This window comes from Actinomycetota bacterium (genome assembly GCA_013152275.1).
GTDB lineage: Bacteria > Actinomycetota > Acidimicrobiia > Spongiisociales > UBA4744 > BMS3Bbin01.
Genome location: JAADGS010000092.1, coordinates 47335 through 71287, shown reverse-complemented (window position 1 = coordinate 71287; position 23953 = coordinate 47335). Strand labels below are relative to the sequence as shown.

Annotated in this window: 18 protein-coding genes and 1 pseudogene; 9 read left to right on the top strand and 10 right to left on the bottom strand. The window is 64.7% G+C overall.

Annotated elements, in window-relative coordinates:
• Positions 1 to 66: 66 nt before the first annotated feature.
• Together GXP34_14440 and GXP34_14435 are read left to right on the top strand one after the other, a co-directional pair.
• Positions 67 to 339, top strand: coding sequence for a winged helix-turn-helix transcriptional regulator (locus tag GXP34_14440; GenBank protein NOY57165.1), 273 nt, complete (start codon positions 67 to 69; stop codon positions 337 to 339).
• Entirely contained in the window at positions 336 to 1025 is a 690-nt protein-coding gene (locus tag GXP34_14435) for a DUF1648 domain-containing protein (protein ID NOY57164.1), read from the top strand. Before GXP34_14440 ends, GXP34_14435 begins: the two co-directional genes overlap by 4 nt.
• A 173-nt stretch (positions 1026 to 1198) precedes the next feature.
• Here the strand turns inward: GXP34_14435 and GXP34_14430 are convergent, their stop codons facing one another.
• On the bottom strand, positions 1199 to 2203 hold the full coding sequence (locus tag GXP34_14430) for a dihydroorotate dehydrogenase-like protein (GenBank protein ID NOY57163.1): 1005 nt from the start codon (positions 2201 to 2203) through the stop codon (positions 1199 to 1201).
• A gap of 2 nt (positions 2204 to 2205) precedes the next feature.
• A pseudogene (nifJ, locus tag GXP34_14425) lies at positions 2206 to 5665 on the bottom strand (pyruvate:ferredoxin (flavodoxin) oxidoreductase).
• A 597-nt stretch (positions 5666 to 6262) separates the two neighbouring features.
• Between nifJ and GXP34_14420 the strand changes: the two are divergent.
• The 7 genes from GXP34_14420 (at position 6263) to GXP34_14390 (ending at position 15190) form a co-directional block, all read left to right on the top strand.
• The gene (locus tag GXP34_14420; protein NOY57162.1) at positions 6263 to 7867 is read left to right on the top strand and encodes an NAD(P)/FAD-dependent oxidoreductase; all 1605 of its coding nucleotides are present in this window, start codon (positions 6263 to 6265) and stop codon (positions 7865 to 7867) included.
• A gap of 216 nt (positions 7868 to 8083) precedes the next feature.
• A complete protein-coding gene (locus GXP34_14415) occupies positions 8084 to 8935 on the top strand; it encodes a xanthine dehydrogenase family protein subunit M (GenBank protein NOY57161.1) in 852 nt (283 codons plus the stop codon).
• Positions 8936 to 8948: 13 nt separating this feature from the next.
• On the top strand, positions 8949 to 9428 hold the full coding sequence (locus tag GXP34_14410) for a (2Fe-2S)-binding protein (GenBank protein ID NOY57160.1): 480 nt from the start codon (positions 8949 to 8951) through the stop codon (positions 9426 to 9428).
• The gene (locus GXP34_14405) at positions 9425 to 11893 is read left to right on the top strand and encodes a xanthine dehydrogenase family protein molybdopterin-binding subunit (protein NOY57159.1); all 2469 of its coding nucleotides are present in this window, start codon (positions 9425 to 9427) and stop codon (positions 11891 to 11893) included. Before GXP34_14410 ends, GXP34_14405 begins: the two co-directional genes overlap by 4 nt.
• A 3-nt stretch (positions 11894 to 11896) precedes the next feature.
• Positions 11897 to 12355: a hypothetical protein gene (locus GXP34_14400; GenBank protein NOY57158.1), complete on the top strand. Its 459-nt coding sequence runs from the start codon at positions 11897 to 11899 to the stop codon at positions 12353 to 12355.
• Positions 12356 to 12629: 274 nt separating this feature from the next.
• Entirely contained in the window at positions 12630 to 13325 is a 696-nt protein-coding gene (locus tag GXP34_14395) for a GntR family transcriptional regulator (GenBank protein ID NOY57157.1), read from the top strand.
• Between the two features lie 284 nt (positions 13326 to 13609).
• Positions 13610 to 15190, top strand: a complete 1581-nt coding sequence (locus GXP34_14390; GenBank protein NOY57156.1) for an NAD(P)/FAD-dependent oxidoreductase — start codon at positions 13610 to 13612, stop codon at positions 15188 to 15190.
• 28 nt (positions 15191 to 15218) lie between these two features.
• Here GXP34_14390 and GXP34_14385 read toward each other — a convergent pair whose 3' ends face one another.
• The 8 genes from GXP34_14385 to GXP34_14350 form a co-directional block, all read right to left on the bottom strand.
• Entirely contained in the window at positions 15219 to 16370 is a 1152-nt protein-coding gene (locus tag GXP34_14385) for an aminopeptidase P family protein (GenBank protein ID NOY57155.1), read from the bottom strand.
• A complete protein-coding gene (locus tag GXP34_14380; protein ID NOY57154.1) occupies positions 16367 to 17290 on the bottom strand; it encodes a 2-dehydropantoate 2-reductase in 924 nt (307 codons plus the stop codon). The genes GXP34_14385 and GXP34_14380 overlap by 4 nt, the downstream gene beginning before the upstream one ends.
• A 12-nt stretch (positions 17291 to 17302) precedes the next feature.
• A complete protein-coding gene (locus tag GXP34_14375; protein NOY57153.1) occupies positions 17303 to 18253 on the bottom strand; it encodes a 2-dehydropantoate 2-reductase in 951 nt (316 codons plus the stop codon).
• Between the two features lie 4 nt (positions 18254 to 18257).
• Positions 18258 to 19442 carry a homoaconitate hydratase gene (aksA, locus tag GXP34_14370; GenBank protein ID NOY57152.1) on the bottom strand — a complete coding sequence of 395 codons (1185 nt, stop codon included), beginning with the start codon at positions 19440 to 19442 and terminating at the stop codon, positions 18258 to 18260.
• Complete coding sequence (locus GXP34_14365; GenBank protein NOY57151.1) at positions 19439 to 20608, bottom strand: aminopeptidase P family protein; 1170 nt, start codon at positions 20606 to 20608, stop codon at positions 19439 to 19441. The genes aksA and GXP34_14365 overlap by 4 nt, the downstream gene beginning before the upstream one ends.
• Positions 20605 to 21414, bottom strand: coding sequence for a fumarylacetoacetate hydrolase family protein (locus GXP34_14360; protein NOY57150.1), 810 nt, complete (start codon positions 21412 to 21414; stop codon positions 20605 to 20607). Before GXP34_14360 ends, GXP34_14365 begins: the two co-directional genes overlap by 4 nt.
• A gap of 86 nt (positions 21415 to 21500) precedes the next feature.
• Positions 21501 to 22751, bottom strand: coding sequence for a M20/M25/M40 family metallo-hydrolase (locus tag GXP34_14355; GenBank protein NOY57149.1), 1251 nt, complete (start codon positions 22749 to 22751; stop codon positions 21501 to 21503).
• A complete protein-coding gene (locus tag GXP34_14350) occupies positions 22748 to 23797 on the bottom strand; it encodes an LLM class flavin-dependent oxidoreductase (GenBank protein NOY57148.1) in 1050 nt (349 codons plus the stop codon). Before GXP34_14350 ends, GXP34_14355 begins: the two co-directional genes overlap by 4 nt.
• Between the last annotated feature and the right edge of the window lie 156 nt (positions 23798 to 23953).

Sequence of the window (23953 nt, the reverse complement as noted above, 5' to 3'; positions counted from 1 at the left end):
CTGCGTGCATGTTGCCCGGGTGGGCACCGGCAACGGCGGTCCGCTATCGTTTCGGCAATGACCAAAATGAGAAACAAGGTGTATCGGGCGCTGTCGGATCCGACCCGAAGGAGGATCCTGCAGCTGCTGCGGCAGCGTGACATGACCGCGGGGGAGCTGGCGGAGCATTTCGATCTGTCGAAGCCGACCATGTCCGGTCACTTCAACGTGCTCCGAGACGCCGATCTCATCCAGGGAAGCAAGGTGGGGAGGACGATCGTGTACCGGCTCAACGTCTCGGTGCTCGAAGAGGCTCTCCTCGCGCTGCTCGACGTGTTCGGTATTGCGAGGGAGCCATGATCGACAAGCGAACGATTCGAACGGGAATGCTCTGGAGTCTGCTCATTGTCGCGGCCATGTTTGCCCTGTCGCTTTGGGCTTCTGGACGCCTACCGGCGGGTGCGCAGATCCCGGTGCACTTCGGTCCCGACGGCACACCCGACCGGTACGGCGGAAGGTTCGAAGGTCTCTACCTCATGCCGCTTGTCACGATGGGCGTCGCCGCGCTGTTCGCCGTGCTGCCGAGGATCGAGCCGCGTCGCACCAATCTGCTCCAATCCGGGAAGGCGTTTCTCGCGATCTGGGCAGTCCTCCTCCTGTTCCTCGGCGGAATCCACGCCGCCATCGTGTTCACCGCCGTCGGGCGGACGGTCAATGTCTCGTTCATCGCTTTCGGTCTCGTCGGCGTGATGTTCGTGGTGATCGGAAACTTCCTGCCGAAGGTCAAGAGCAACTTTCTGATGGGGGTGCGGACTCCATGGACGTTGACGAGTGACCTCTCGTGGAACAAGACGCATCGACTCGCAGGGAAACTCTTCATGGCCGTCGGCGCGTTGATGCTCGTCGGAGCCTTCGTCAGGCCGAGCGTCATGCTGTGGCTGGTGATCGGCGGCCCGATCGGGATCACCGTGATCAGCGTGCCGTACTCCTATGTCGTGTGGCGATCCGACCCGAGAAAGTCGAAACAAGGTCGTGAGGAAGCGTGATCGCGGGTGAGGGATGACCCAACATCCCCGTTCTCGTGACGCTTCACAGGAATAATCCTCGTCAACCGTCACGAGAACGGGATGGGGCGGGTCCCGGGGCTTCCGAGTGATCACGAACCGTCGTAGCTCATCCTGATCGGACATCCGGCAAAGTGGTCACGCGCCCGGTGACGTCAGACCGCCGGACCCGTGTAGCTGATGAGGGTCTGCATGTAGCTGGACCGGGAGAATGCTTCGGGATCCGGGGCCGCCTGCTCACTGAGGGAGCCCTTCGCCTGCTCGACCGAGACGTACTCGTGCTCGTGGAGCCACTGTGCGACCCCATCGATGACCGTCGTCAGATACTCGGGACCGTGATCCAGGAGCGCCGAAGTCATCATGGTGACGTCCGCGCCGGTCAACAGGCCCTTCAGGGCATCCTGGGCGGAATGGACTCCACTCGACAGGGCGAGCGAGGCGTTCACCTTGCCGTGAAGAAGCGCTATCCAGCGCAGCGGCAGCCGCAGCTCGGAAGGGTCGGACAACTGCAGCGCGGGTGTGACGGTCAACGCCTCGAGATCGACGTCGGGCATCATGTAACGATTGAACAGAACCAGGCCGTCCGCCCCGGCGTCGACGATCCGGCTCACCATGTTGGCGACCGAACTGAAATACGGTCCGATCTTGACGGCGATCGGGATCTCGACCGACTCTCTGCACTGTTGGATGAGCTCGAGATACTGCTGCTCCACGGCCGTCCCCGGCTCGGCGGGATCGCCGGGGACGAAATAGATGTTGAGTTCGAGCGCATCCGCTCCGGCATCCTGGATCTTCTTCGCGTAGGCGATCCATCCTCCCGCCGAGAATCCGTTCAGGCTCGCGATGACCGGAATCCCGAGTGTCGCCTTGGCGTCTCGTATGAGTTTGAGATACGGGCCCGGCCCCGTGTTGTAGTCCGTCATCTCGGGGAAGTATCCGAACGTCGCCTCGGCGAAACTCTCGGCCGCGAACTCCGCCAGCCGCTGGATCTCGGCTTCCTCGTGTTTGATCTGTTCCTCGAACAGAGACGGGAGCACGATCGCGGAGGCCCCTGCGGCCTCCAGCCTGTGCAGAGCGTCGAGTGTCCCCGTCGCGGGAGACGCCGACGGCACGATCGGATGTGCCAGTTCCAGTCCCAGATAGCTGGTGCGCAGGTCCACGGTCAAACGCCGGCCTCCTCCTCGGAGAAGTTCCTCTCGATACCGGAGAGCTGCTCATAGTAGGACCAGCGGTCTTCGATCTGCTCTTGTGCGAGGCCGAAGAGCATCTTCGCGCGTTCGGGGTTGGTGCGCTTGAGCATTGCGAAGCGTGCCTCCTTGTCCGCGAATTCCTCGAACGGGATGGACGGCTTACGGCTGTCGAGCTTGAACGGACGGCGGTCCGCCTTCCGTGGATCGAATCGGAACAACGGCCAGAACCCGCTGTTCACCGCCTCCGTCTGGTGCGACATCCCGGTGGCCATGTCGATGCCGTGGGCGATGCACTGGCTGTAGGCGATGATGAGCGACGGCCCATTGAAGGCCTCCGCCTCTTTGAACGCCTTGACGGACTGAATGTTGTTCGCTCCGATGGCGATCTGTGCGACGTAGATGTTCCCGTACTGCATCGCGATCATCCCGAGGTCCTTCTTGCCGACGGACTTGCCCGATGCGGCGAACTTCGCGACGGCGCCGAGCGGCGTCGCCTTGGAGGCCTGGCCGCCGGTATTCGAGTAGACCTCCGTGTCGAGCACGAGGACGTTCACGTTGCGTCCGGACATGGTCGAGGCCTCCGAAACCGATGTCGTAGGCCCACCCGTCTCCACCGACGATCCAGACGCTCTGGGTGACCAGCGAGTCCGCGATCACGCGCAACGTCTTGGCATCGTTCGAGTCCATGGCCGCGAGCCGCTCCTTGAGTTGGGCGACCCGTACGCGCTGGGCTGCGATGCCCGCCTCGTCGGACTGGTCTGCCTCGAGCAACCCGTGGGCCAGCTCCAGCCCGATCTCCTTGGTCATCTTCTTGACCAGCGAACGAGCCTGAGAGACCTCGGCGTCGAGGGCCAGGCGCATGCCGAACCCGTACTCCGCATTGTCCTCGAACAGGGAGTTCGCCCACGCAGGACCGCGGCCGTCGCCGTTCTGCGAGTAGGGGGTCGTCGGCAGGTTCCCGCCGTAGATCGACGAGCACCCGGTCGCGTTGGCGATCACCGTGCGATCCCCGAAGAGCTGGGTCATCAGCTTGATGTAGGGAGTCTCACCGCACCCGGCACAGGCGCCGGAGAACTCGAACAGCGGCTCCAGCATCTGCGAGCCCTTGACCGTGTCGACCTTGACTTTCGTGCGGTCCATCTCCGGGATCTCGAGGAAGAACTCGAAGTTGATGATCTCCTCCTCGACGTGTTCGATGTGAGGCCGCATGTTGATCGACTTGTGCCGGACGATCTCCTTGGACTTCGCGGGGCATATGTCGACGCAGACGCCGCACCCGGTGCAATCCTCGGGAGCGACCTGGATCGTCATGCTCATGTTGGGGAGATCACGGCTCCGCCACTCCTTCGATTTGAACGTGACGGGCGCATCTTCGAGGAATGCCGGGTCGTAGACCTTCATGCGGATGGCTGCGTGAGGGCAGACCAGGGCGCACTTGGCACAGTCGATGCAGATGTCCGGATCCCAGATCGGGATCTCTTCGGCGATATTGCGCTTCTCCCAGCGTGTGGTCGCGGTCGGGAACGTGCCGTCGACCGGCATCGCGCTCACCGGCAGCAGATCACCCTTGCCCTGCAACATCAGCGAGGTGACCCTCTGAACGAAATCGGGGGCTTCTTCGGGGACCGGGGGGCGCATGTGCAGCTCCGAGGTCGCCTCGGCCGGCACCGCCACCTCATGGAGCGAATCGAGCGCCCCATCGACGGCCGCGTAGTTCTTCTGGAGCACCGACTCGCCGAACTTCCCGTAGGTCTTGGCGATCGCCGTCTTGATCTCGTTGATCGCCTGCTCACGAGGGAGGATTCCCGACAGGGCGAAGAAACACGTCTGCAGCACCGTGTTGATCCGTCCGGGCATTCCGGCTTCGCGAGCGACGTGATAGCCGTCGACGACGTAGAACTCGAGGTGCTTGTCGATGATCTGCCGCTGGACCTCTTCGGGGATCTCGTCCCACACCTCGTCGGGCCCGTAGGGGCTGTTGAGGAGGAACGTCGCGCCGTCGGCGGCCAGGTCGAGCACCCCCATCTTCTCGAGGAAGACGAACTGGTGGCAGCCGACGAAGTTGGCCTTCTCGATCAGGTACGTCGACTGAATCGGCTCTTTGTCGAACCGGAGGTGCGAGACGGTCACCGAGCCGGCCTTGCGGGAGTCGTACACGAAGTAGCCCTGGGCGTGCAGCGGCGTGTTGGTGCCGATGATCTTCACGGAGTTCTTCGATGCTCCGACCGTTCCGTCGCTTCCCAGCCCGAAGAACACCGCCTCGATGCGGCCCTCGGGCTCGGTGTCGAACCCCTCGACGACCGAGAGACTGGTGTTCGTGACATCGTCGACGATGCCGACCGTGAAGTGATTCTTCGGTTCGTCCTTGGCCATCTCTTCGAAGATTCCGGCAACCATCGCAGGAGAGAACTCTTTGGAGGACAGGCCGTATCTGCCTCCGATGATCGTGGGCATCCGGTCCCATGCGGTTCGCCCGGCAGCGTGCTCCTCGGCAAGGCCCGTGACGACATCGACATAGAGGGGCTCTCCGACCGCACCGGGTTCTTTCGTGCGGTCGAGCACGGCGATCGTCTTGGTGGTGCCCGGGACCGCTGCGACGAAGGCTGCGGCGGAGAACGGCCGATAGACGCGTACGGCGACGACGCCGACCTTCTCCCCGGCGGCGGTGAGCTTGTCGACGGTCTCGCGGACCGCTCCGACACCCGATCCCATGAGGACGACGACCCGCTCCGCATCCGGTGCGCCGAAGTAGTCGAACAGGTGATAGGAGCGTCCCGTCAACTCCGCGAATCTGTCCATCGCCCGTTGCATATGGTCGGGCGCATCGATGTAGAAGGGGTTGGCCGCCTCGCGGGCCTGGAAGAACACGTCCGGGTTCTGCGCGGATCCTCGCAGAACGGGGTGTTCGGGGTTCAGACGGCGTTCGTGGTGGGCGCGAACCAGATCGTCGTCGATCATCTCGCGGATGATGTCGTCGGAGATGATGTTGATCTTGTTGATCTCGTGGGAGGTGCGGAAGCCGTCGAAGAAGTGGACGATCGGGACTCGGGAGGCGAGGGTCGCCGCCTGGGAGATGAGCGCGAAGTCGTGAACTTCCTGGACGGACGCCGATGCCATCATCCCGAATCCGGTGCCCCTCGTCGCCATCACGTCGCTGTGGTCGCCGAAGATCGAGAGGGCGTGGGTCGCCACCGACCGGGCTGCAACGTGGAAGACTGCCGGGAGGAGCTCCCCGGCGATCTTGAACATGTTGGGGATCATCAGCAGGAGGCCCTGCGAGGCGGTGAACGTCGTTGTGAGAGCGCCACCTTGGAGTGATCCGTGGACCGCTCCGGAGGCTCCCCCTTCGCTCTGCATCTCGACGACCTCGGGGATCTGATTCCAGATGTTGGTTTTGCCTTTCGCCGACCACGCGTCTGCGTGTTCGCCCATCGGAGATGATGGCGTGATCGGGTAGATGGCGATGACTTCGTTCGTCTTGTGGGCTATGTAGGCGGCAGCCTCATTGCCGTCGAGTGTCGCAACTTCGTGCTCCACGTCTTGGCCTCCTCATCGTGCAGCGTCTCGACCGGGGACTGTCGGATATGTCATGGCACGCGACAGACGATGTCCGGTCGAGTCGCCAGCCAGGATAGCGGTACCGATGCGGATGCCGTCCGTCACGGCCACGTTACGCATCGGCGATGAGCCGCCGGCGGCACCGTTCGGAGGTGGTGGGGGCGGTGAGGGGACTTCCCGACGAACGGTGGGGGTCCATCCGTGCCGATCGACGGTCGTGCGCCTTGCTCGCGTATGGACGTGCCTCGTATCCCGTGCCGGGCCTCCGACGCACGTCGGCGATGCATCAGGATGCCCGGCGCGCAGGCTTTCGGGAGGGTGCCCGGCATCGGTCTGTGGGGAGCGGCCGGTGTACACGAAGCGACTGGACAGTCGTGCGGGAGGCGCGATGTCGCGCCCGGACGAGGGGCGGCTGCACGGGTAAGGTGTCGGCACGAATAGTGGAGATTCCGTGGTTGGAGGCTGTTGCGGATGAATGACGCGCTGGTGATCGGGGCAGGACACAACGGGCTTGCGGCAGCGATCGTGCTTGCCGACGCCGGTTGGGACGTTACGGTGCTCGAACGGAATTCGGTTGCCGGGGGAGCGGTGCGGACGGAGGAAGTCACGCTCCCGGGGTTCCGTCACGATCTGTTCGCCACCAATCTCAATCTCTTCGCCGGATCGCCTTTCTTCGCCCGATACGGTGCCGAGCTGGCCGACCATGGATTGTCCTTCGTTGCCTGCGATCGGCCGTTCTCGTCGGCGTTTCCGGATGGCCGGTTTCTGGGGATCAGCACGGACAGGGACGCCACGAGAGCATCGATCGCCGCGTTCTCCGCCGATGACGCCGACGCCTGGTTCGAGCTGTCCGAATGGTTTTCGCGTGTGGCACCGCACCTGTTTCCCCTGCTGGCGACTCCGCTCCCGTCCGTCCGGGCGGTCCGTGCGCTCCTGAAGGGCACGCGAGCCTTGGGTCGATCGTGGCCCGGCGATCTCACGAGACTGGTGTTCCAGTCTCCGCGCGAGTTCGTCGAGGAGCGCTTCGGCACGCCGGAGGTCCAGGCGCTGTGCGCGAGCTGGGGGATGCATCTGGACTTTGCCCCCGACGTGTCGGGAGGTGCGCTCTTCCCGTTCCTCGAATCGATGGCATCGTTCGCCAATGGCATGGTGCTGGGCCGGGGAGGCGCAGGGAACATGATCGATGCCATGGTCTCACTGCTGGAGGCGCGAGGGGGGACGCTGCGCTGCGACGCCGAAGTGGATCGCATCCTCGTGGAAGGCGGCAAGACCTCCGGGGTGGTGCTGACGACCGGCGAACGGCTCACCTGTCGACGTGCGGTCCTGGCGAATCTGACGCCGACCGCCCTGTTCGGCCGGCTTCTACGCGACGTCGATCTGCCGGATCGGCTTCGTAGGCAGGCGGCCGCGTACCGATATGGGCCGGGAACCATGATGATCCATCTCGCCATGGACGGGCCCGCGCCGTGGCGGAATGATGAGACCGCCGACTACGCGTACGTGCACATCGGTCCGTACGTCGACGACATGGCGCTGGCCTATCAGCGGGTGCAGGCGGGTCTGCTCCCGGAGACGCCTACGCTCGTCGTCGGTCAGCCGACCGTCGTCGATCCGAGCCGCGCCCCGGCGGGGAAGCATGTCCTGTGGGTGCAGGTCCGCATGGTCCCCGGACAGATCCGGCGTGACGCACTCGGCGAGATCGACACGACATCGTGGGCCGAGGCGAAGGAACCGTACGCCGATCGGGTGATGTCGATACTCGAGTCGTACGCGCCCGGGCTCGGCCAGCGTGTGCTGGGACGTGCGGTCCTGTCGCCCGCCGATCTCGAGGCGGCGGACGCGAACCTCGTCGGGGGCGACTCGCTCTCCGGCAGCCACCATCTCATGCAGTACCTGTTCCTTCGGCCGATGGCGGGCTGGAGCCGGTACAAGACTCCCGTCGAGCGTTTGTGGATGTGCGGTGCGAGCACCTGGCCGGGCGCCGGAGTGGGAGCCGGTTCGGGCCTCTTGGCCGGAAGCGGCATCCTTGCGGCGCACTCCAGGAGATCTCGTTTGTCGTCCCGGATCAAGGTCTGAGCACAGCTCGATCGTTGGTTCTATACTCGTCACCAAGACGGGTCTTATCAGATATCAAATATGATGTCGGCAGTCTCGGTTCGCAGGTCGAGGTACGCGCCTCGTCCGCGATGTCGAGTCGGAACGTGAAGTCACGTTCGGTGTCGTCACCGACGGAGAGGAAAGAGAGGAGCCCATGTCACGAATCGAGGGACACGCGATCGGTGAGGTCGGATCATGATTCTCGCTCCTCTCGCCTACCAGCGGCCGACGAGCCTCGATGAGGCGGTTCGGGTCCTTGCGGAGAATCCCGGAGCCAGGGTCCTTGCAGGCGGGCAGAGCCTCATCAGCGTCCTCAAGCTTCGGGCGGCTCGGGTCGAGATGCTGGTCGACATCAGCCGGCTGGCCGAACTGCAAGAGATTCGGAGGCTCGACGACGGTTCCATCGAGATCGGAGCGGGAGTGACCTATGACCAGGTGGCCCACTCCGAGGAAGTGGCCGCCGGCCACAAGATCATCGCCGAGGTCGCGGCACGCACGGTCGACCAGCAGGTGCGAGATCGGGGCACGATCGGAGGCAACGTGTGCCACGCCGACCCGATCAACAATTTCCCGCCGCTCTTTGTCGCCCTGGGAGCGACCATGCGGCTGATCGGGCCCGACGGGGAGCGTTCGGTGCCCGCGGAACGATTCATCACCGGCTTCTACGTCACGGATCTTCAGCCGGGCGAGGTGCTCAGGTCGGTGATCGTGCCACCCATCGGCGACGCAGGGGTCGGGTACGTCGATATCGAGATTGGTGAGGCCGTCGCCCGGGCGGTTGCCGTGGTCCGAACGACGGGAGATCGCATCGACGACGCCGTGGTGGTCGTCGCATGCCTTCCGGTTCCGGTCCGCCGGCGGGCGGTCGAGGATGCACTTCGAGGCGGTGGCACCGACGAGGAATCGGTCTCGGCCGCAACTTCCGATGCCGCCGAAGGATTGGAGCCGATGAGCGATCCGGACGCGAGCGCCGATTACCGGCGAGCGATGATTCCGGTCGTGACGAAGAGGGCGGTGCTTGCTGCCATCGATGAGGGAGGCAGTTGACATGAGCGATGGGATGATTCACGAAATCAACTTCGTCCTGAACGGAGAGGAGGTCAGTTGCACGGTTTCGGCCCGCCGACTGCTCATCCACGTCCTTCGCGACGATCTGGGTCTCAGAGGCCCGAAGATCGGATGTGATACCGGTCACTGTGGTGCCTGCACCATCCGCTACAACGGTGTGACGATCAAGAGCTGCATGATGCTTGCGGTTCAGGCGGATGGCGCCGAGATCGAGACCGTCGAATCCCTGGCCTCGGACGGCGAGTTGAGCCCCCTGCAGGAGGCATTCCACGAGCACCACGCACTGCAATGCGGCTACTGCACGTCCGGGATGTTGATGAGCAGCGAGTTCCTCCTCGAGCGCAATCCTTCCCCCTCCGATGAGGAGATTCGGGAAGGCATCAGCGGAAACATCTGCCGGTGCACCGGCTACATGCACATCGTCGAGGCCGTCCGTGACGCCAGTAAGGCCGGAAGGAGGGTGGAGGCATGACCACGAGTGGTGTTCAGCAAGATCGCAAGACATGGCTTGGCCAGAGCTATCCACGAAAAGAAGACCGCAGGTTGTTGGAGGGCAAGGGCTCGTTCGTGGACGATGAGGGCATGCGCAGAATGGGGTATGCGCAGTTCGTTCGTTCCCCGTTCGCCCACGCCCGCATCATCTCGGTCGACACGTCGGCGGCGGAGGCGATGCCCGGTGTGTACGCCACGCTGACCGGCGACGAAGTCAAGGCGATGACCACGCCCCTGTTCCAGATAGCGTCCGAACCGGGGGGAAAGCTCGAGGAGTACCTTCTCGCGGTCGACAAGGTGCGCTATCAAGGCGACCCGGTCGCACTGGTTCTGGCCGAATCGAGGGAGGTCGCCCGGGATGCGGCCGATCTCGTCGAGGTCGAATACGAGCAGCTGCCGGTCGTCACGGACGCGCCGGCCGCCCAGGAGCCGGACGCACCGATCCTCCACGAGTCGATCGGTTCGAACATCTCCTGGCAAGGCGACTATGTCTACGGCGACATCGACTGGGCTCTCGAGAATGCGGATCACGTCGTCAAGATCGACAAGCTGCACTTCCACCGATTCTCGGCGGCTCCCCTCGAGTGTTTCGGTGTGGTGATCAACTGGGATCCCGGCACCGACCGCATCGAGGTGATCTCGAACAATCAGATGCCGCTGTTCGGTGCCATGGTGATCGGCCCTTCGTTGGGTGTGGGGATCGATCAGTTCGATTTCCGGTCCCAGGACATCGGAGGCGGATTCGGCATCAAGATCAACATCTATACCCAGACCGGTGCGCTGGCGTTGCTGTCGCGCAAGGCGGGCCGTCCGGTCAAGTGGACCGAGACACGCACGGAGCACTTTCAGTCGGCCGGACACGGGAATGAACGCTGGTTCCTCGACATCGAGGTGCCGGTGATGGCCGATGGAAGGATTCTCGGCGTTCGTGCACGCGTGGTGGACGACGGCGGCGCATACCTTCACTACGAACCGCTCGGAGCGGTCATCTGGAGCCAGGTGGTGCCGGGCTGCTACACGATGAAGCATTTCGACATCAACTACTCACAGAGCCTCACCAACAAGTGTCCGACGGTGCCGAGCCGCGGGTATTCGAGGCATCAGCATCTGTGGATGCTCGAGCGCATCATCGATGTCGTGGCGAAGGAACTGTCCTTCGACCCGGTCGAGATCCGCAAGCTGAACTACGTCCAGCCCGAGGACTACCCGTATGAGACACCGAACGGGTGTGTGTACGACTCGGGTGACCTCCCGCGTGCGCTGGAGAGGGTGCTGGAACTGATCGACTACCCGGAGGCTCGCGAGCTTCAGGCAACGACCCGCGGGACCGGCAAGCGAATCGGCATCGGCATCGGGAGCACGCTCGACTCGGGCACCAACAACTTTGGTCAGGCGCGCATCATCAACAAGGACCTTCCATTCTCCGGCAACGGAGAGGCGGCGATCGCGCGGCTCGACCTCTATGGAGAAGTCACGATCGCCATCGGGACGACGCCGCAGGGGCAGAGCCACGAGACGACCGCGGCGCAGGTCGCAGCCGACGTCCTGGGCATGGCACCCGACCAGGTGCACGTGTTCCCCGGATTCGACCAGTCGAGGAGCGCCTACGTCGGGTTCTCCGGCACCTACGCCAGCCAGTTCGCCGTGACGGGCATCAACGCCGTGATCGGGGCGGTGGAGAAGCTTCGGGGCGAGATCCTCGATGTCGCATCAGTTGCACTGGGCGTGCCGCCGGATGAGATCGAATTGGTGGACGGCAACGCTCGGGTCATCGACAATCACGATGCGATGATCCCGTTCATCGGCATCGCCAACATGATCTATTCGAACAACGCCGGCCTGCCGGCGGATCTCCTGGAGCGTGTCACGCTGAACTGCCGGTACAACTATGTGCCGCCGTTCGAAGTGCCGGATCTCGACCGCAAGTTCGGGAATCTGACCTTGACGTACGCAATACAGATCCACGCGTGCGTGATCGAGATAGACGAGGAGACCGGGAAAGTCGAGATCCTCCGATATGCCGCCGTGGACGACTGCGGTACGAGAATCAATCCGCTGATCGTCGAAGGTCAGGTCCATGGGGCAACGGCTCAGGGAATCGGGGCGGCGCTGCAAGAGTCGCTGGAATACGACGAGGACGGGCAGCTCCTCAACGCCAACTTCCTCCACTACCACGCGGTGAGGGCGGTAGACGTACCACCGATCGCCACGGACTACCTGGAGTCGCCTTCACCGTTCACGGGGACCGGCGCCAAGGGCATGGGAGAAGGCGGTGGCGCGCCTTTGCACACGATCTCTTCGGCCATCAATGACGCTCTCGACGACTCCTCTCGGATCGTCGAGGACTCCTTCAATCCGCCCGAACGCGTGTACGGGCTGTTGCGGGGTTTCGGAACCGATCTGGGCCGTGGTGTGACGGTCATCTCTCGCGAGAGTGTGGGCTGAGTCATGCCGAGTGCAAACTTCGAACGTTCGATCCGCGTCGGAGCGCCCGCGGAGGTGTGCTGGCCGGTACTGATCGACGTCGACAAAGTTGCCGGATGGGTGTCGCTGATCAGCGGGGTCGTCGAGCTGGAGCACCTGTCCTCCTACGAGGCGGTCCTTGCGGACCGGTTCGGTATGTTCAACCTGAAGGCGGATCTCTCCGTGAAGGTCGTCGAACTCGAGGAAGGGCGCCGGATTCGCTTCCATGCCGAAGGGCAGGATCGACACGTGAACACGCACATCAGCGTGGAGGCGGAGCTGCGACTCGATCCGACGGAGGACGGGACGTTGATCCACGTCTCGGGGGAGTACAAGGTCCTTGGGACGGTCGCCACGATGGGTGCGAGTACCATCCAGAAAAAGGCCGAGATGATCTTGGCGGAATTCTTCGGTGCCGCAGAGCGGTCACTTACGACATTGTGACCACGGCCGCAGGAGGGAAGATGCGTATGGTGAACGAGAGGCCGGCGGTGCCGTCGGGTCGTGTGCGGCTGCATCCTCGGAGGAGGATCGGCCGTGCAGCGCCGCTCCGGTCGTCCGTTCACCCGTCGAGCATCGAGCCGGCCCGGCTTCGGGCCGGAGAACGTCCGGTGGCGGCGTCGCAAGGTCGTGATCGTCCGGTCGCTTCACCGTGATGTCGGTGGAGATCGTGCCGATGAAGGGCTGTCGTGGTCCGATCGCTCAGGAGGGAAGCTAGATGGCGGTGGCAGACTATCGAGGGGTTCGGACTCTGGCCGATGTGGCGTTGGCCGAACTCAAAGAATTGATCATCTCGGGCAAGATTCCCCCAGGGAGTCCCATCCGACTGCAGGAGCAGGTGGAGGCCCTTTCGATGAGCTCCGTCCCGATCAGAGAGGCGCTGCGGTATCTCGAGCGAAGCGGCCTCGTCGAACGGACACCTCATCGCGGTACCCATGTGGCCGAGATGTCCGCCCAGGATCTCGAGGAGACGTACACGATCCGGCAGGCGCTCGAAGGCGTCGCCATCGCGTTCGCCGCAGAGAAGATCGAAGATGACAAACTCGACGAGGCGGAGGATCTCCTCGAACGGTACGCCGCGCTGGCTCCGAACGATCCGCTGTCCGCCCACGACATTCATGAGCAGCTCCACTACCTCTTGTACGAGGCTTCCGGATCGAAGTGGCTGCTTCGACTCATCCCCATGATGTGGGACAACAGCGAACGGTACCGGCGGCTGTCCCTGCCGGTCCGAGGGACGATAGAGGATCGGATCGAGGAGCATCGCCAGATCGTCGAGGCGTGCCGCCAGCATCGCCCGGAGGCGGCGGCGAAGGCCCTCGAGGTGCACTTGCGTCACACGTTCGAGGCGGCGATCGAGCGGCTTCGGGAGGCCGAGGCGAAGCGTGCGACCGAGGCCTCCGAGGACGAATGAGCCGCCCATGCGGCGCGTCCGACACAGGTCTTTCGGGTTCTGTGGCGGCTCCGTCGTCGTGACCGGTGGGCCGGCATCGCGACACGGCAGGTCGTTCGCCGGACGTCGAGAGGGACACGCCGATCCTGGGGTGTCCTCGATGCAGATCGTTGCACGGTCGTCGGAGAAGCCGGGCGGTCGAGTTCGTTCGTGTTCTGTGAGCCCGACCCCCTCGGGGGCCGTCACGGCGGGACTCGGGCGATGGGTGACGTTCTTGGTGGAGAACCGAGGGAACGGGAGGACGCATGGCTGACCGGTACGACATCGTCATCGTGGGCAGCGGGATGAACTCGCTGGTATGCGCGGCGATTCTCGCACGGGCGGGGAAGCGGGTCGCGGTGCTCGAACGCAACGAGCGCCTCGGCGGCTGCATCCGGACCGAGGAGCTCTTTCCCGGCTTCAGCCACGACGTCCTTTCGTCGTGGTACCCATTGTTCACCGGCGGCCCCGCCTACGCGGAGCTCGGTGAGGAGCTCCATGACAGGGGGCTCGTCTTGGAGAACACGACGACGCCGACCGGGGTTCTGCTCCCCGATGGCCGCAGCCTCGTCTTTGGAACGGACCGGGCCGAGAACGTTCGCCGCATGAACGATGCCGGCGACGGCGACGGGGACCGTTTCGCGGCTGCGATGGACAGGTTCCTCGAACGGGACGCCGCGATCTCCTTTGGTCTCCTCGGGAATGAGATCTGGTCGCGTTCGACGGCGAAGCTTCTCATGAAGGAGGCGCGACGCCGGAGTGTGAAGGGGGTCGCAGCGTTCTTTGGTGAGGGGCTCGAGACCTGCCGGGCGTGGCTGGAGCGCGATATCCGGTCCGAGACGGTGCGGGCTCTCATCGCTCCGTGGGTTCTTCACAACGGGCTCGGGCCGGACCAGGCGTTCTCGGGTCTCATCGGCAAGATCATCATCGCCGCCCTCGAGATGGGCGGCCTCCCCGTCGTGGTCGGTGGAAGTGAACGGATCACCGAGGTCTTCCGCTCCATGGTCGAGGAGCGGGGCGGGGTGATGCGGACCGGCGTGGAGGTTGCGGAAGTCCTTCTCGTCGGCGGGAAGGCCGGCGGTGTGCGCACGGTCGACGGGGACGTCTACGAGGCCGGAGATGCGGTGGTATGCAACGTCACGCCCACGCAGCTCTATGGGCGCCTTCTTCCCTCGGAAGTCGTCCCGGAGGCGGTCGCCGGGTCGGCTCGCGCCTACCGGTACGGCAGGGCCGCCATGCAGATCCACTTCGCGCTCGGCGCGTCGCCCGTGTGGTCGGACCCGGAGATGGGCAGCGTCGCCCTGGTGCATCTCACCGACGGGCTCGATGGGGTCTCCCGAGCGGTGAACGAAGCCGAACGCGGGCTACTCCCGGCCCGTGCGACGGTCGTCGTCGGGCAGCCGACGGTACTGGATCCTTCGCGGGCGCCGCAGGGCGGTGCGGTCCTGTGGATCCAGCTCCAGGAGCTGCCCTCGAAGATCGACGGGGATGCTGCCGGGGAGATCGACGTTCCGGCCGATGGCCGGTGGAACGTGGAGGTGCGCGAGGCGTACGCCGACCGCATCCAGGCACGGCTCGCCGAGCACATCGAGAACCTGGATGAGATCGTCGTCGGCCGCCGGACATTCTCGCCGGCGGACCTCGAGTCGCTCAATGTGAACCTCGTCGGCGGCGACCCCTACTCGGGGTCGTGCACGATCGATCAGTTCCTCCTCTGGCGACCGTTTCCCGGTAGTCGGGGGCATCGCACGGCGATCAAGAACGTCTTCCACATCGGCGCGTCGACACATCCGGGGCCGGGGCTGGGAGGAAACTCCGGGTACCTGGTCGGCAAGGCGTTGAGCTGAGCGTGCCGGCCACGGGCCGTTTCGCGTGTCACGGCGCCTTCCTTCGTTCGGATCCGTCGAAGCTCACGATGGGAACCCCCGAGAGCTGCTTCCCGCCCGACGCGGTGACCCGGAACGTCTCTTGCACGTAGAGGCAATGGCGCTCGTCGTTCGTCACGATGTGGGGGTGGATGGAGATGATCATGTTCTCCTCGAGCACGGTCTCGACACCGACTCCGATGCGCGGATGCGCCACCATGATCATGTCGATCGAATGCCCGGTCACGTGGCCCGCCTTGACGTCGAGACCCGCGAAGGCCCCGAAGACGGCGGTGTGGACGTCGTGGGCGGTGTTGCCGGCGCGCAGGGTCGTGCGGGCCCGCTCGAAACAGTCCTGATATGCGGCCATGATCTCGATCGTGGGGGAGGCGAGGCCGCCGGCGCAGATCGGGCGGGCGAACTCGGCCCAGTATCCGGATGGGCCGGCGATCTCGATCGAGTAGAGGAGGAGGTCGTCGGCCGCAACGGGACGCGACGGATCGGGGTGTTTGAACTCCGGGCCGGCCGTGCCGTGCCTGCCCGAAAGGACCATGTTCATCGTCGTGCGGGTGGTGCCGTGAGCGACGAAGAACGCCTCGGCGGGGGCCATGATCTCCGCTTCCGTCTTCCCGGGTTCGTAGGCGTCGAGAACCTCCCAGAATCCTTGCTCGTTGAGATCGAAGCTCGAGCGGACGAACGTGAGCTCCTCCTCGCTCTTGACCGCACGGATGAGATCGAACTCGACGTCGTAGTCGACGATCTCGACGTTTCCCGCCGTGAGCGCGACGTGGTCACGTACCGGCATGATGAAGTTGACACCGTACACGCCGATACGGCGCCATCCCCGTGCCTGTGCGAGTTGGCGGATCCACAAACCGGGTATGTCCGCGAAGACCTGTTCGTCGAGCCAACACTCCGCATGCCTGCCCACCCATCTGGCCTCGGTGGGGAACACGGCGATCGGATCTCCGTCTCGCGGCACCACCGCATACGCATAGCGGTGCACCATCCGAAATCCCGAGACCCATCGGATTGCCCCCTCGAAGCCGGTGTACTCGGAGCCGGCGACGACGAGGGCGTCGAGATCGTCGCGGGCGAGCGCATCACGGATCACGCGGTGGCGGCGGTCGATCTCGGCACGGCTGGGTGTGGGCGTCGTCATGTCTCCTCCAGTTGCCACGAGGCTTCGAGACCTCGGACGAGATACCAGGCGGTGCGGTTGAACGGTGTCGCGATCCCGACCTCGTCACCGAAGCGGCAGATCCCTCCGTTGAGCTGATCGATCTCGGTGCGGCGCCGTGAGGAGACGTCCTGGAGCATGCTCGGCTTGTGATCGAGTGCGACGGCGATGCTCTCCTCGAGCAGATCCGCGGGATCCTTCTCCATCGTGATGCCGAGTGCGTCGGCGACCGTCTTGCCCTCGGCGATGACCGCGTCCATCACCCAGCGAACGTCGGGGTGCAGGGCGGCCCGGCCGTGGGGGAGGTGCGTCAAGGAGCACAGGGCGTTCGATGCCGCGTTGAAGATGAGTTTCGTCCACTGTGCTCCGCGAGCATCCGCAAGTGCCTCGGTCTCCATGCCGGAGCGTGTCAGCGTTTCGGCCAGTCGGGTGACATCCTCCATGGACGCCGGTTTCGGCTCGAAGGGGCCGATCCAGGTCTTTCCTGCCGCATCCCACTGCACGAGACCCGGGGCGGTGACGCGTCCCGCCGGGAACGTCGTCCCCCGGATCACGCGCGGCACGTACTCGGCGATGACTTCCTCATTGCCGACGCCGTTCTGCACCGAGCAGACGGCGGCATCGGCGAACGCGTGGGCAGATGCGGCGATGGCGTCGCGGGTGTAGAGGCCCTTGGTGGCCACGATGCCGAAGTCGAGTGCGGGAAGCCTGTTCGCGTCGGCCGTGGCTCGTGGTCGCGTGTGAAGCTCTCCGATTCCGGTCAGCCGCAAGCCGTCGCGCTCGATCGCTTCCACGTGCTCCCGCCAGACGTCGAAGATCCAGACTTCGACGTCGTCGAGTGCGGCAAGATGTGCGGCGAACAGGCTTCCGACTGCGCCACATCCAATGATCCCGATCTTCACATCGATCCTTCCTCAGTCGTCGAACGAGCGGTCGCGTGCCTTCACGAGCCGGTACAGAGCGGTGGTCAACGGCACCGCCACGCCGGCCAGGGCCGCCTCCCGCACAAGTGAGCCCTGGATGAAGTCTGCCTCGGTGCGGCGCCCGGCCCGGACGTCGGCAAGCATCGACGGGACGTGTGCGTAGTCCTCGGCGAGTGTGCTCCCGCGGCTGACGGCTTCGACATTCATCTTCCACGGGTCTTCCCAGAGGGTCAGGCCTTGCGCCGCTGCCACCTGTAGGCCTTCCTCCATGAGGTCGTGGACGAGATGTCCGAGGTCGCTCTCACGATCGCGCCGTGCGAACAGGGCCACATGCGGGAGGTCGGTGACGGCCGCCACACCGTTGACTGCGGAATTGAAGATCAGCTTGGACCACTGGGCGGGGCGCAGGTCGGCGAGCACTTCGACACGGAGCCCGGCTTCCTGGAACAGACGCCCGACGTCCTCGACGTCGGGGAGCGGTGTGGACGTGCCGGCGTAGGGCCCCATCCACGTGGCGGTGTCCAGTTCGTACTCGACGTGGCGATCGTCACGTCGAGTACCGCTCATGAAGGTCACCGCCGAGATGAGCCGCCACGGGCCGTGGCGACGGATGACCTCTTCCACGCCGAGACCGTTCTGTATCGACATGACGGTGGCATCGGGAGAGTGTCCGGTGAGAGAAGACACGGCGGTTGCGACGTGTGGAGCCTTCGTGGCGACGATGGCAAGGTCGAACTCGGGAAGGGTGGCGGGATCGGTCGTGGCGTGCACGCGTACCGTGAAGTCCGACTTGCCGGAGATACGGAGCCCCGCGCCGTTGAGTGCTCGGGCCTGCTCCGGGCGCCGCACGAGGATCGAGACATCGGCGACGCGAGCCAGATGGCCGGCACAGAGCGAGCCGATCGTCCCTGCCCCGACGACACAGATCCTCGCCAAGGTCATCGGCTCACCCCTGCTCTTGGCGGTGGGCGACGATATGTCGGAACTCGGCGTCGGTCACGAGGTCTCGTTTGGCCGATCCGAGGGCCTTGACGTCCGCGAGCACTGCGGCTTCGAGTTCGTCGGGGAGGTCGATGCCGAGCTCGACGGCTTTGATGCGGATGCTCACGATTCCACTCTTCTTGCCGAGGACGATCCCGCGTTCGGCTCCGACGAGTTCGCAGGAGTACGGTTCCACGGCGGCCGGCTCGTGAAACTGCATGGCGACGGCTCCCGACTCCCGCACGAAGAGGTTCTTTCCGGTGACCGCCTTCCACGGTGCGAGGTCGTAGCCGGAGAGTTCCTGGATGAGACCGGCGACGGCGGTCATCCGCTCGAATCGCAGTCGTGTGGAACCGCCGTAGAGTGCTTCGAGGGCGAGCGCGAACTCTCCGAGGTCGGTGTTGCCCGCTCGTTCCCCCATTCCGTTGATCGACCCTTGCACCCAGGAGGCGCCGGCCCGGACGGCCGCGAGAGAGCCCGCGACGGCGAGGGCGAAGTCGTTGTGGCCGTGCCAGTGGATCGGGATGTCGGGGCCCACCCACGCGCGGCACCGTTCGACGAGCAGTGTGACCGCTTCCGGGGATGCGACGCCGAGGGTGTCGACCATGGCGACCTCGGCCGCACCCGCGTCCACCGCCGCCCGATAGATACGTTCCATGAAGACCGGATCGGCGCGGGAGCCGTCGACTCCGAAGAAACATACCGTGACGCCGTGCCCGGTGGCATATTCGACCGCCCGAACGACCCGTTCGGTCACCTTCGCCCGGTCGAGGCCGTAGGCGGCGAGCTTGCCGTCGCTGACCGGCGCCTCGATGACCGCAGAACCGACGCCGAGTTCGGTGAGCTGCTCCACGTCGGCGGGGACCGCACGGGAGAATCCCCAGATCTCGGCGTCGAGGCCATCGGCCATGATGAGCTCGTAGGCGCGGGCATCCTCGGGCGTCACTCTCGGGAAGCCGGCCTCGATCCGGTCGACGCCCAGTGTGTCGAGTGCACGGGCGATCTCGAGTTTCAGTTCGGCGCCGAGGACGCACCCGACGGCCTGCTCGCCGTCGCGCAGGCTCGTGTCGTAGATACCGACATGACCGAGAGGACGATCGATGGCTTTCTCGTTGAGTGTGCCGGTCCAGACTCGGGATCGGTCGATCATCGGAAGTCGTCCTCGTACCGGCAGAGTTTTCTGGCACCGTCGGCGGTGATGAGGAAGTTGTCTTCGAGGCGGAGCCCGCCGCCTCCTGGGAAGTATGTCCCGGGTTCGATGGCGAGCACCATTCCCTCCTCGATCATGCCTTCACCCGCCTGGTGGGGCCATGGTGCCTCGTGTGCTCGGGTACCGACACCGTGCGAGACCGGGTGAGAGGGCGAATCGTACCCTGCCTCGACGATGCCTTCCCGAATGATCCGGTCGAGTCCGGCCAGGGGGACGCCCGGTCTCGCGTACTCGATCGCGCGCCGGAAGACGGCCAGGAGGTCGTCGAGGAGTCGGTCATAGCGGGGAGTGAGGGTACCCACGAGCAGATTCTTCGTGAGGTCGTTCCAGTATCCGTCGGCACAGACCCAGATCTCGAAGAGCGTGGGCTCGTCGGAGACGACAGGCTCCCCCTTGGTCGGCGTGAAGGTGCGGATCCCGTCTCCGGACCAGACGAGCGAGAAGCCGCGGGCCATGAGCACCTTGTCGTCATACCCGACGCCCACCTCGTGGACGTGACCTTCCCAGAGGGCGCCGAGTTCGGCGGTGCTCATTCCGACGCGGATGCGCTCCCGGCAATGTTCCAGGGCGAGGGCGGCAAGCTCATTGGCGATGCCCATCCGCTCGATCTCCTGGGGGGTCTTGATCAGCCGGGCGCGAGTGAGGAGTGGGACGGCATCGACGACCTCCTCGGCGACGCCGTCGAAGGCACGGAAGTATGCCTCGGTGAACACGGTCGGTTCTCCAGCCATCCGATCCGCGCCCTGGGAGAGTTGGGACCGTTCGATCCCGATTCGCCCCGTGAGGCCCCGTTCACGGAGGACTTCCAGGGTTCGGTCGAGTGAGCGGGCGGCCGGTGGTCGCGGATCTGTGGGATCGTACCCGTTGAAGAGGTGGATGTCGGAGGTCCATGCCATCTCGTGGGCTTCCTCCTCCTGGGGTACGAGGACCATGAGGATCGGGTCGCCCTCGCGAGGGAAGACCGCCATGGCATAGCCCTTCATCGGCCAGTAATTGGTCAGGTAGCAGACGTTGTCGGGAGCTCGAACGACGAGCGCATCCAGACCGTCGCCGGCCATCAACGCCCGAACCCGGTCGAGTTTCGTGGTGTCGATCGGATAGGTCACGGTCCTGGCCTCCTGGTCGCCGGCGGTGGGGTTCCGTACGCCTGTTCCCACGAGATGATCGGGTTCGCGAGAATCCCGATGTTCTCGATCTCGCATTCGACCTGATCACCCGGTTGCAGGTAGAAGTCCTCTGCATCGGCTCGGAACGCGGCGACGCCTGCCACCGTCCCGGTCGAGACGATGTCGCCGGGGCTGTATCCGAGCGGGGAGTAGTGGGCGATGATCTGGGGGATCGTGACCGTCATGTTGGAGGAGTGTGACTTCTGCCGTGTCTCTCCGTTGACGCGAAGCAGCATGTCCAGTTGGCGCGGGTCTCCGAGCTCGTCCGGCGTCACGATCCACGGACCGATCGGGCAGAACGTGTCGATCGCCTTGCAGAAGCTGAAGACACCCGATTTCATCTCGACTCGCTGGATGTCACGAGCCGTGACATCGTTGAAGATCAGGTAGCCGCCGATGTAGTCCTCGGCCTCCTCGGGGCCGAAGTGCTTGCCTGCCTTCTTGATGACGATCGCGAGCTCCAACTCGTAGTCGAGCTCCGAGGTGAGGTGGGAGGGGTAGATGATCGGTTCGTCCGGCCCGATGATGGCATCGACATTCTGAAAGAACACGATCCATGGGGCGATCTCGTGCGACCAGCCGACTCGCTTCGACTCGTCCTCGTGCTCCCGAAAGTTCCCGGCGGTGTGGAAGAACTTCTTCGGGATGATCGGCGCCCGGAGTGTGACATCGGCGAGCGGCCAGGACGGGCCTCGGCTGTTCGCCGCATCTCCCTGGGCGTTGCCGTTCTCGAACACGCTTCGCATGTCGGGCGCATCGATGGCGACTGCACGATCGTCGCGAATGAGACCGGGGTGTCGTGTACCGGTCGGGTCGTCGAACGTGATCAGTTTCATGCTTTCACCCCACAGAAGGAGACGGCTGTCATTGCATACGATTTCGCGATGTTGACGAGAGACTCGATCGGAACGCTCTCGCCTTCGGGCCCTGGAAGGGCCGACGAGATCGGACCGTAGTTCACGGCCGGCACGTCGTATCGCTGCAGCGTGGAGGCGTCGGACGCCCAGCGCACGTAGCCGTACTCGGGAGCGTTCCCGAAGGCCGTTCGATGCGCCTGGTCGATGGCCGCCACGATGGGGTGGTCCGCATCGATCTCGGCTCCACAGGCGGTCACGTAGACCTCCATCCCGATGCCCGACTCCGGGTGGCGTTCATCGAGGTCGTGTACGAGCTCGCGGATCGCCGCCTCCGCAGCCTTCATCGGCATGGTCGGTGGGACACGGACATCGAGGAACAGATCCGTCTGGTGTGGAGTTCGACTGACGCGCCACGGGAACCCTCCTCGGATCGCTCCGATGTTGACGACACCCGGGACACCGTGGAAGGTGGATCGTTTCTCCCAGGAGGGGATCCACGCGGTGATGTCATCCAGGACGCTCTGCATCCGGATGATCGAGTTCTCGCGGATTCGGCCTTGGCTGTAGGCGGAGTGGAAGAAGGGTCCTTGCGTCGAGATGCGAACCCACATCGTTCCGAAATGCCCGAGGACGACCTTCTCCTCGGTCGGCTCGCCGAGCACGCAGGCATCGGCGAGGACGCCGTGGGTCACCAGGTGGCGCGTCCCGACTCCGTACCCGCGGTATTCGGCACCCTTGAAGGCATCGCTCCATTCCGCCTTTTCGATCTCTCCGGCGACGCCGGCGACGATGACATCGCCCTCGAGTCGGATGCCGGCGTCGAGGATCGCACGGACGGCTTCGACGTAGCATGCGACCGAACCTTTCATGTTCATGATCCCGAGCCCGAGGATGGCGTCGTCTCGGATGATCGGATCCGGCTTGAAACCTGGGCCTTTCAACCACGGTTCGTCCCCCGAATAGGACGTGTCGAGGTGTCCGTTGAACATGAGCGATCGCCCGACGCCCGCCCCGGCGAGCCGGCCGACCGCGTTCGCGCGCCCGGGCTCGATTCGCTGTTGGATCGTGGTGAGCCCGAGATCGGAGAAGACGGTGCAGAGGTAGGCGGCTGCCTCCTCTTCCCGGCCGGTCGGGCTGGGAATGGCAACGAGTTCCATGGCCGTTTCGACGAGTCGGTCTCGGTCCACCGCCTCACCGACGAGGCGGATCGCGTCGGCCGGGATCATTCGACTGCCCTTACCTTGGGTAGCACGTCTGATCCGAACAGCTCGAGTTGGCGCACACGGTCGGCACCCCAGAGTTCCAGCATGATGTGGGTGCAACCTGCCGCCCGGTACTCCTCGATGGCGGCGACACAGTCTTGCGGTGTGCCGGCAATGGGATGGACCTTGTCGAGAATCTCGTCGGTGACCTCTTCTTTCGCAGCCAGACGCCCCCCGCGTTCCATCGCGGCCGCGACCGGGCGAATCTCGTCGAAGGTCAGCCCGGCCTTCTCGAGGAGGACATCGGCGGACCCGCGAATGTTCTGTACCTTGTTGGCAAGATACATCCCCGCGATCTCGCGCGCACCGTCACGACCTCGATCCCGATCCTCGTCGATGCTTGCCACGATGGTGCACCCGATGTCGATGTCGTCGATGTCGCGACCGGCCCGGAGCGCACCGATGCGAGCCTTCTCCTTGGCGTATCGGACGAATTCGGGAGTGGTGATACTGGCGGTCAGCACCCCGTCGGCGATCTCACCGGCCATGTCGAGCATCTTCGGTCCGGTGGCGGCGATGTACATCGGTACCGGCCACACGGGCGCGTCCGCTTCGGGTGCCAGGGCGGGAATGTGGGCCGAAAACGCCGTTCCGTCGAACTCGAGGGCGCTGCCGGACAGCGTGGCCCGGATGATCTCGATGCTTTCTCGGATGGCCGCGAGTGGCCGTGCAGCGGTGCGACCGCCGGAGGCCACCTCCTTCATGAAGATCTTCGATGCTCCCAGGCCGAGGAGGAACCGGCCGGGCCCCGCCGCCTCCTGGACGACGCGCGCCTCCATCGCGATCTGGAGTGGGTGGCGCGTATAGGGGGAGATGATGCCCCATCCGATGGCGATCTTCGAGGTCTCGCGGGCGATGACGGGGGAGAGAGCGGTGGAGGACCGGGCTTCCATGCCGTGCTTGCGCCACCAGGGATAGGCCTCGGCGAGCCAGAGGGTGTCGATGCCGGCGGCGTCGGCGGCTCGGGCATGATCGAGGATCTCCTCGAGTGGCTCCATCGTGAGCTGCATCACTCCTACTCGAAACGGTACCGACACGATGCTGCCCTGCCCTTCTGTCCTCGGTCGTTCTGCCCTCGGTCGTAAGAACGATATGATACTATGATACTTGCTCAAACTTGGTCCGCGTAATTCGGTACCTGGTTGCCGGCGCGGATCACCACGGAT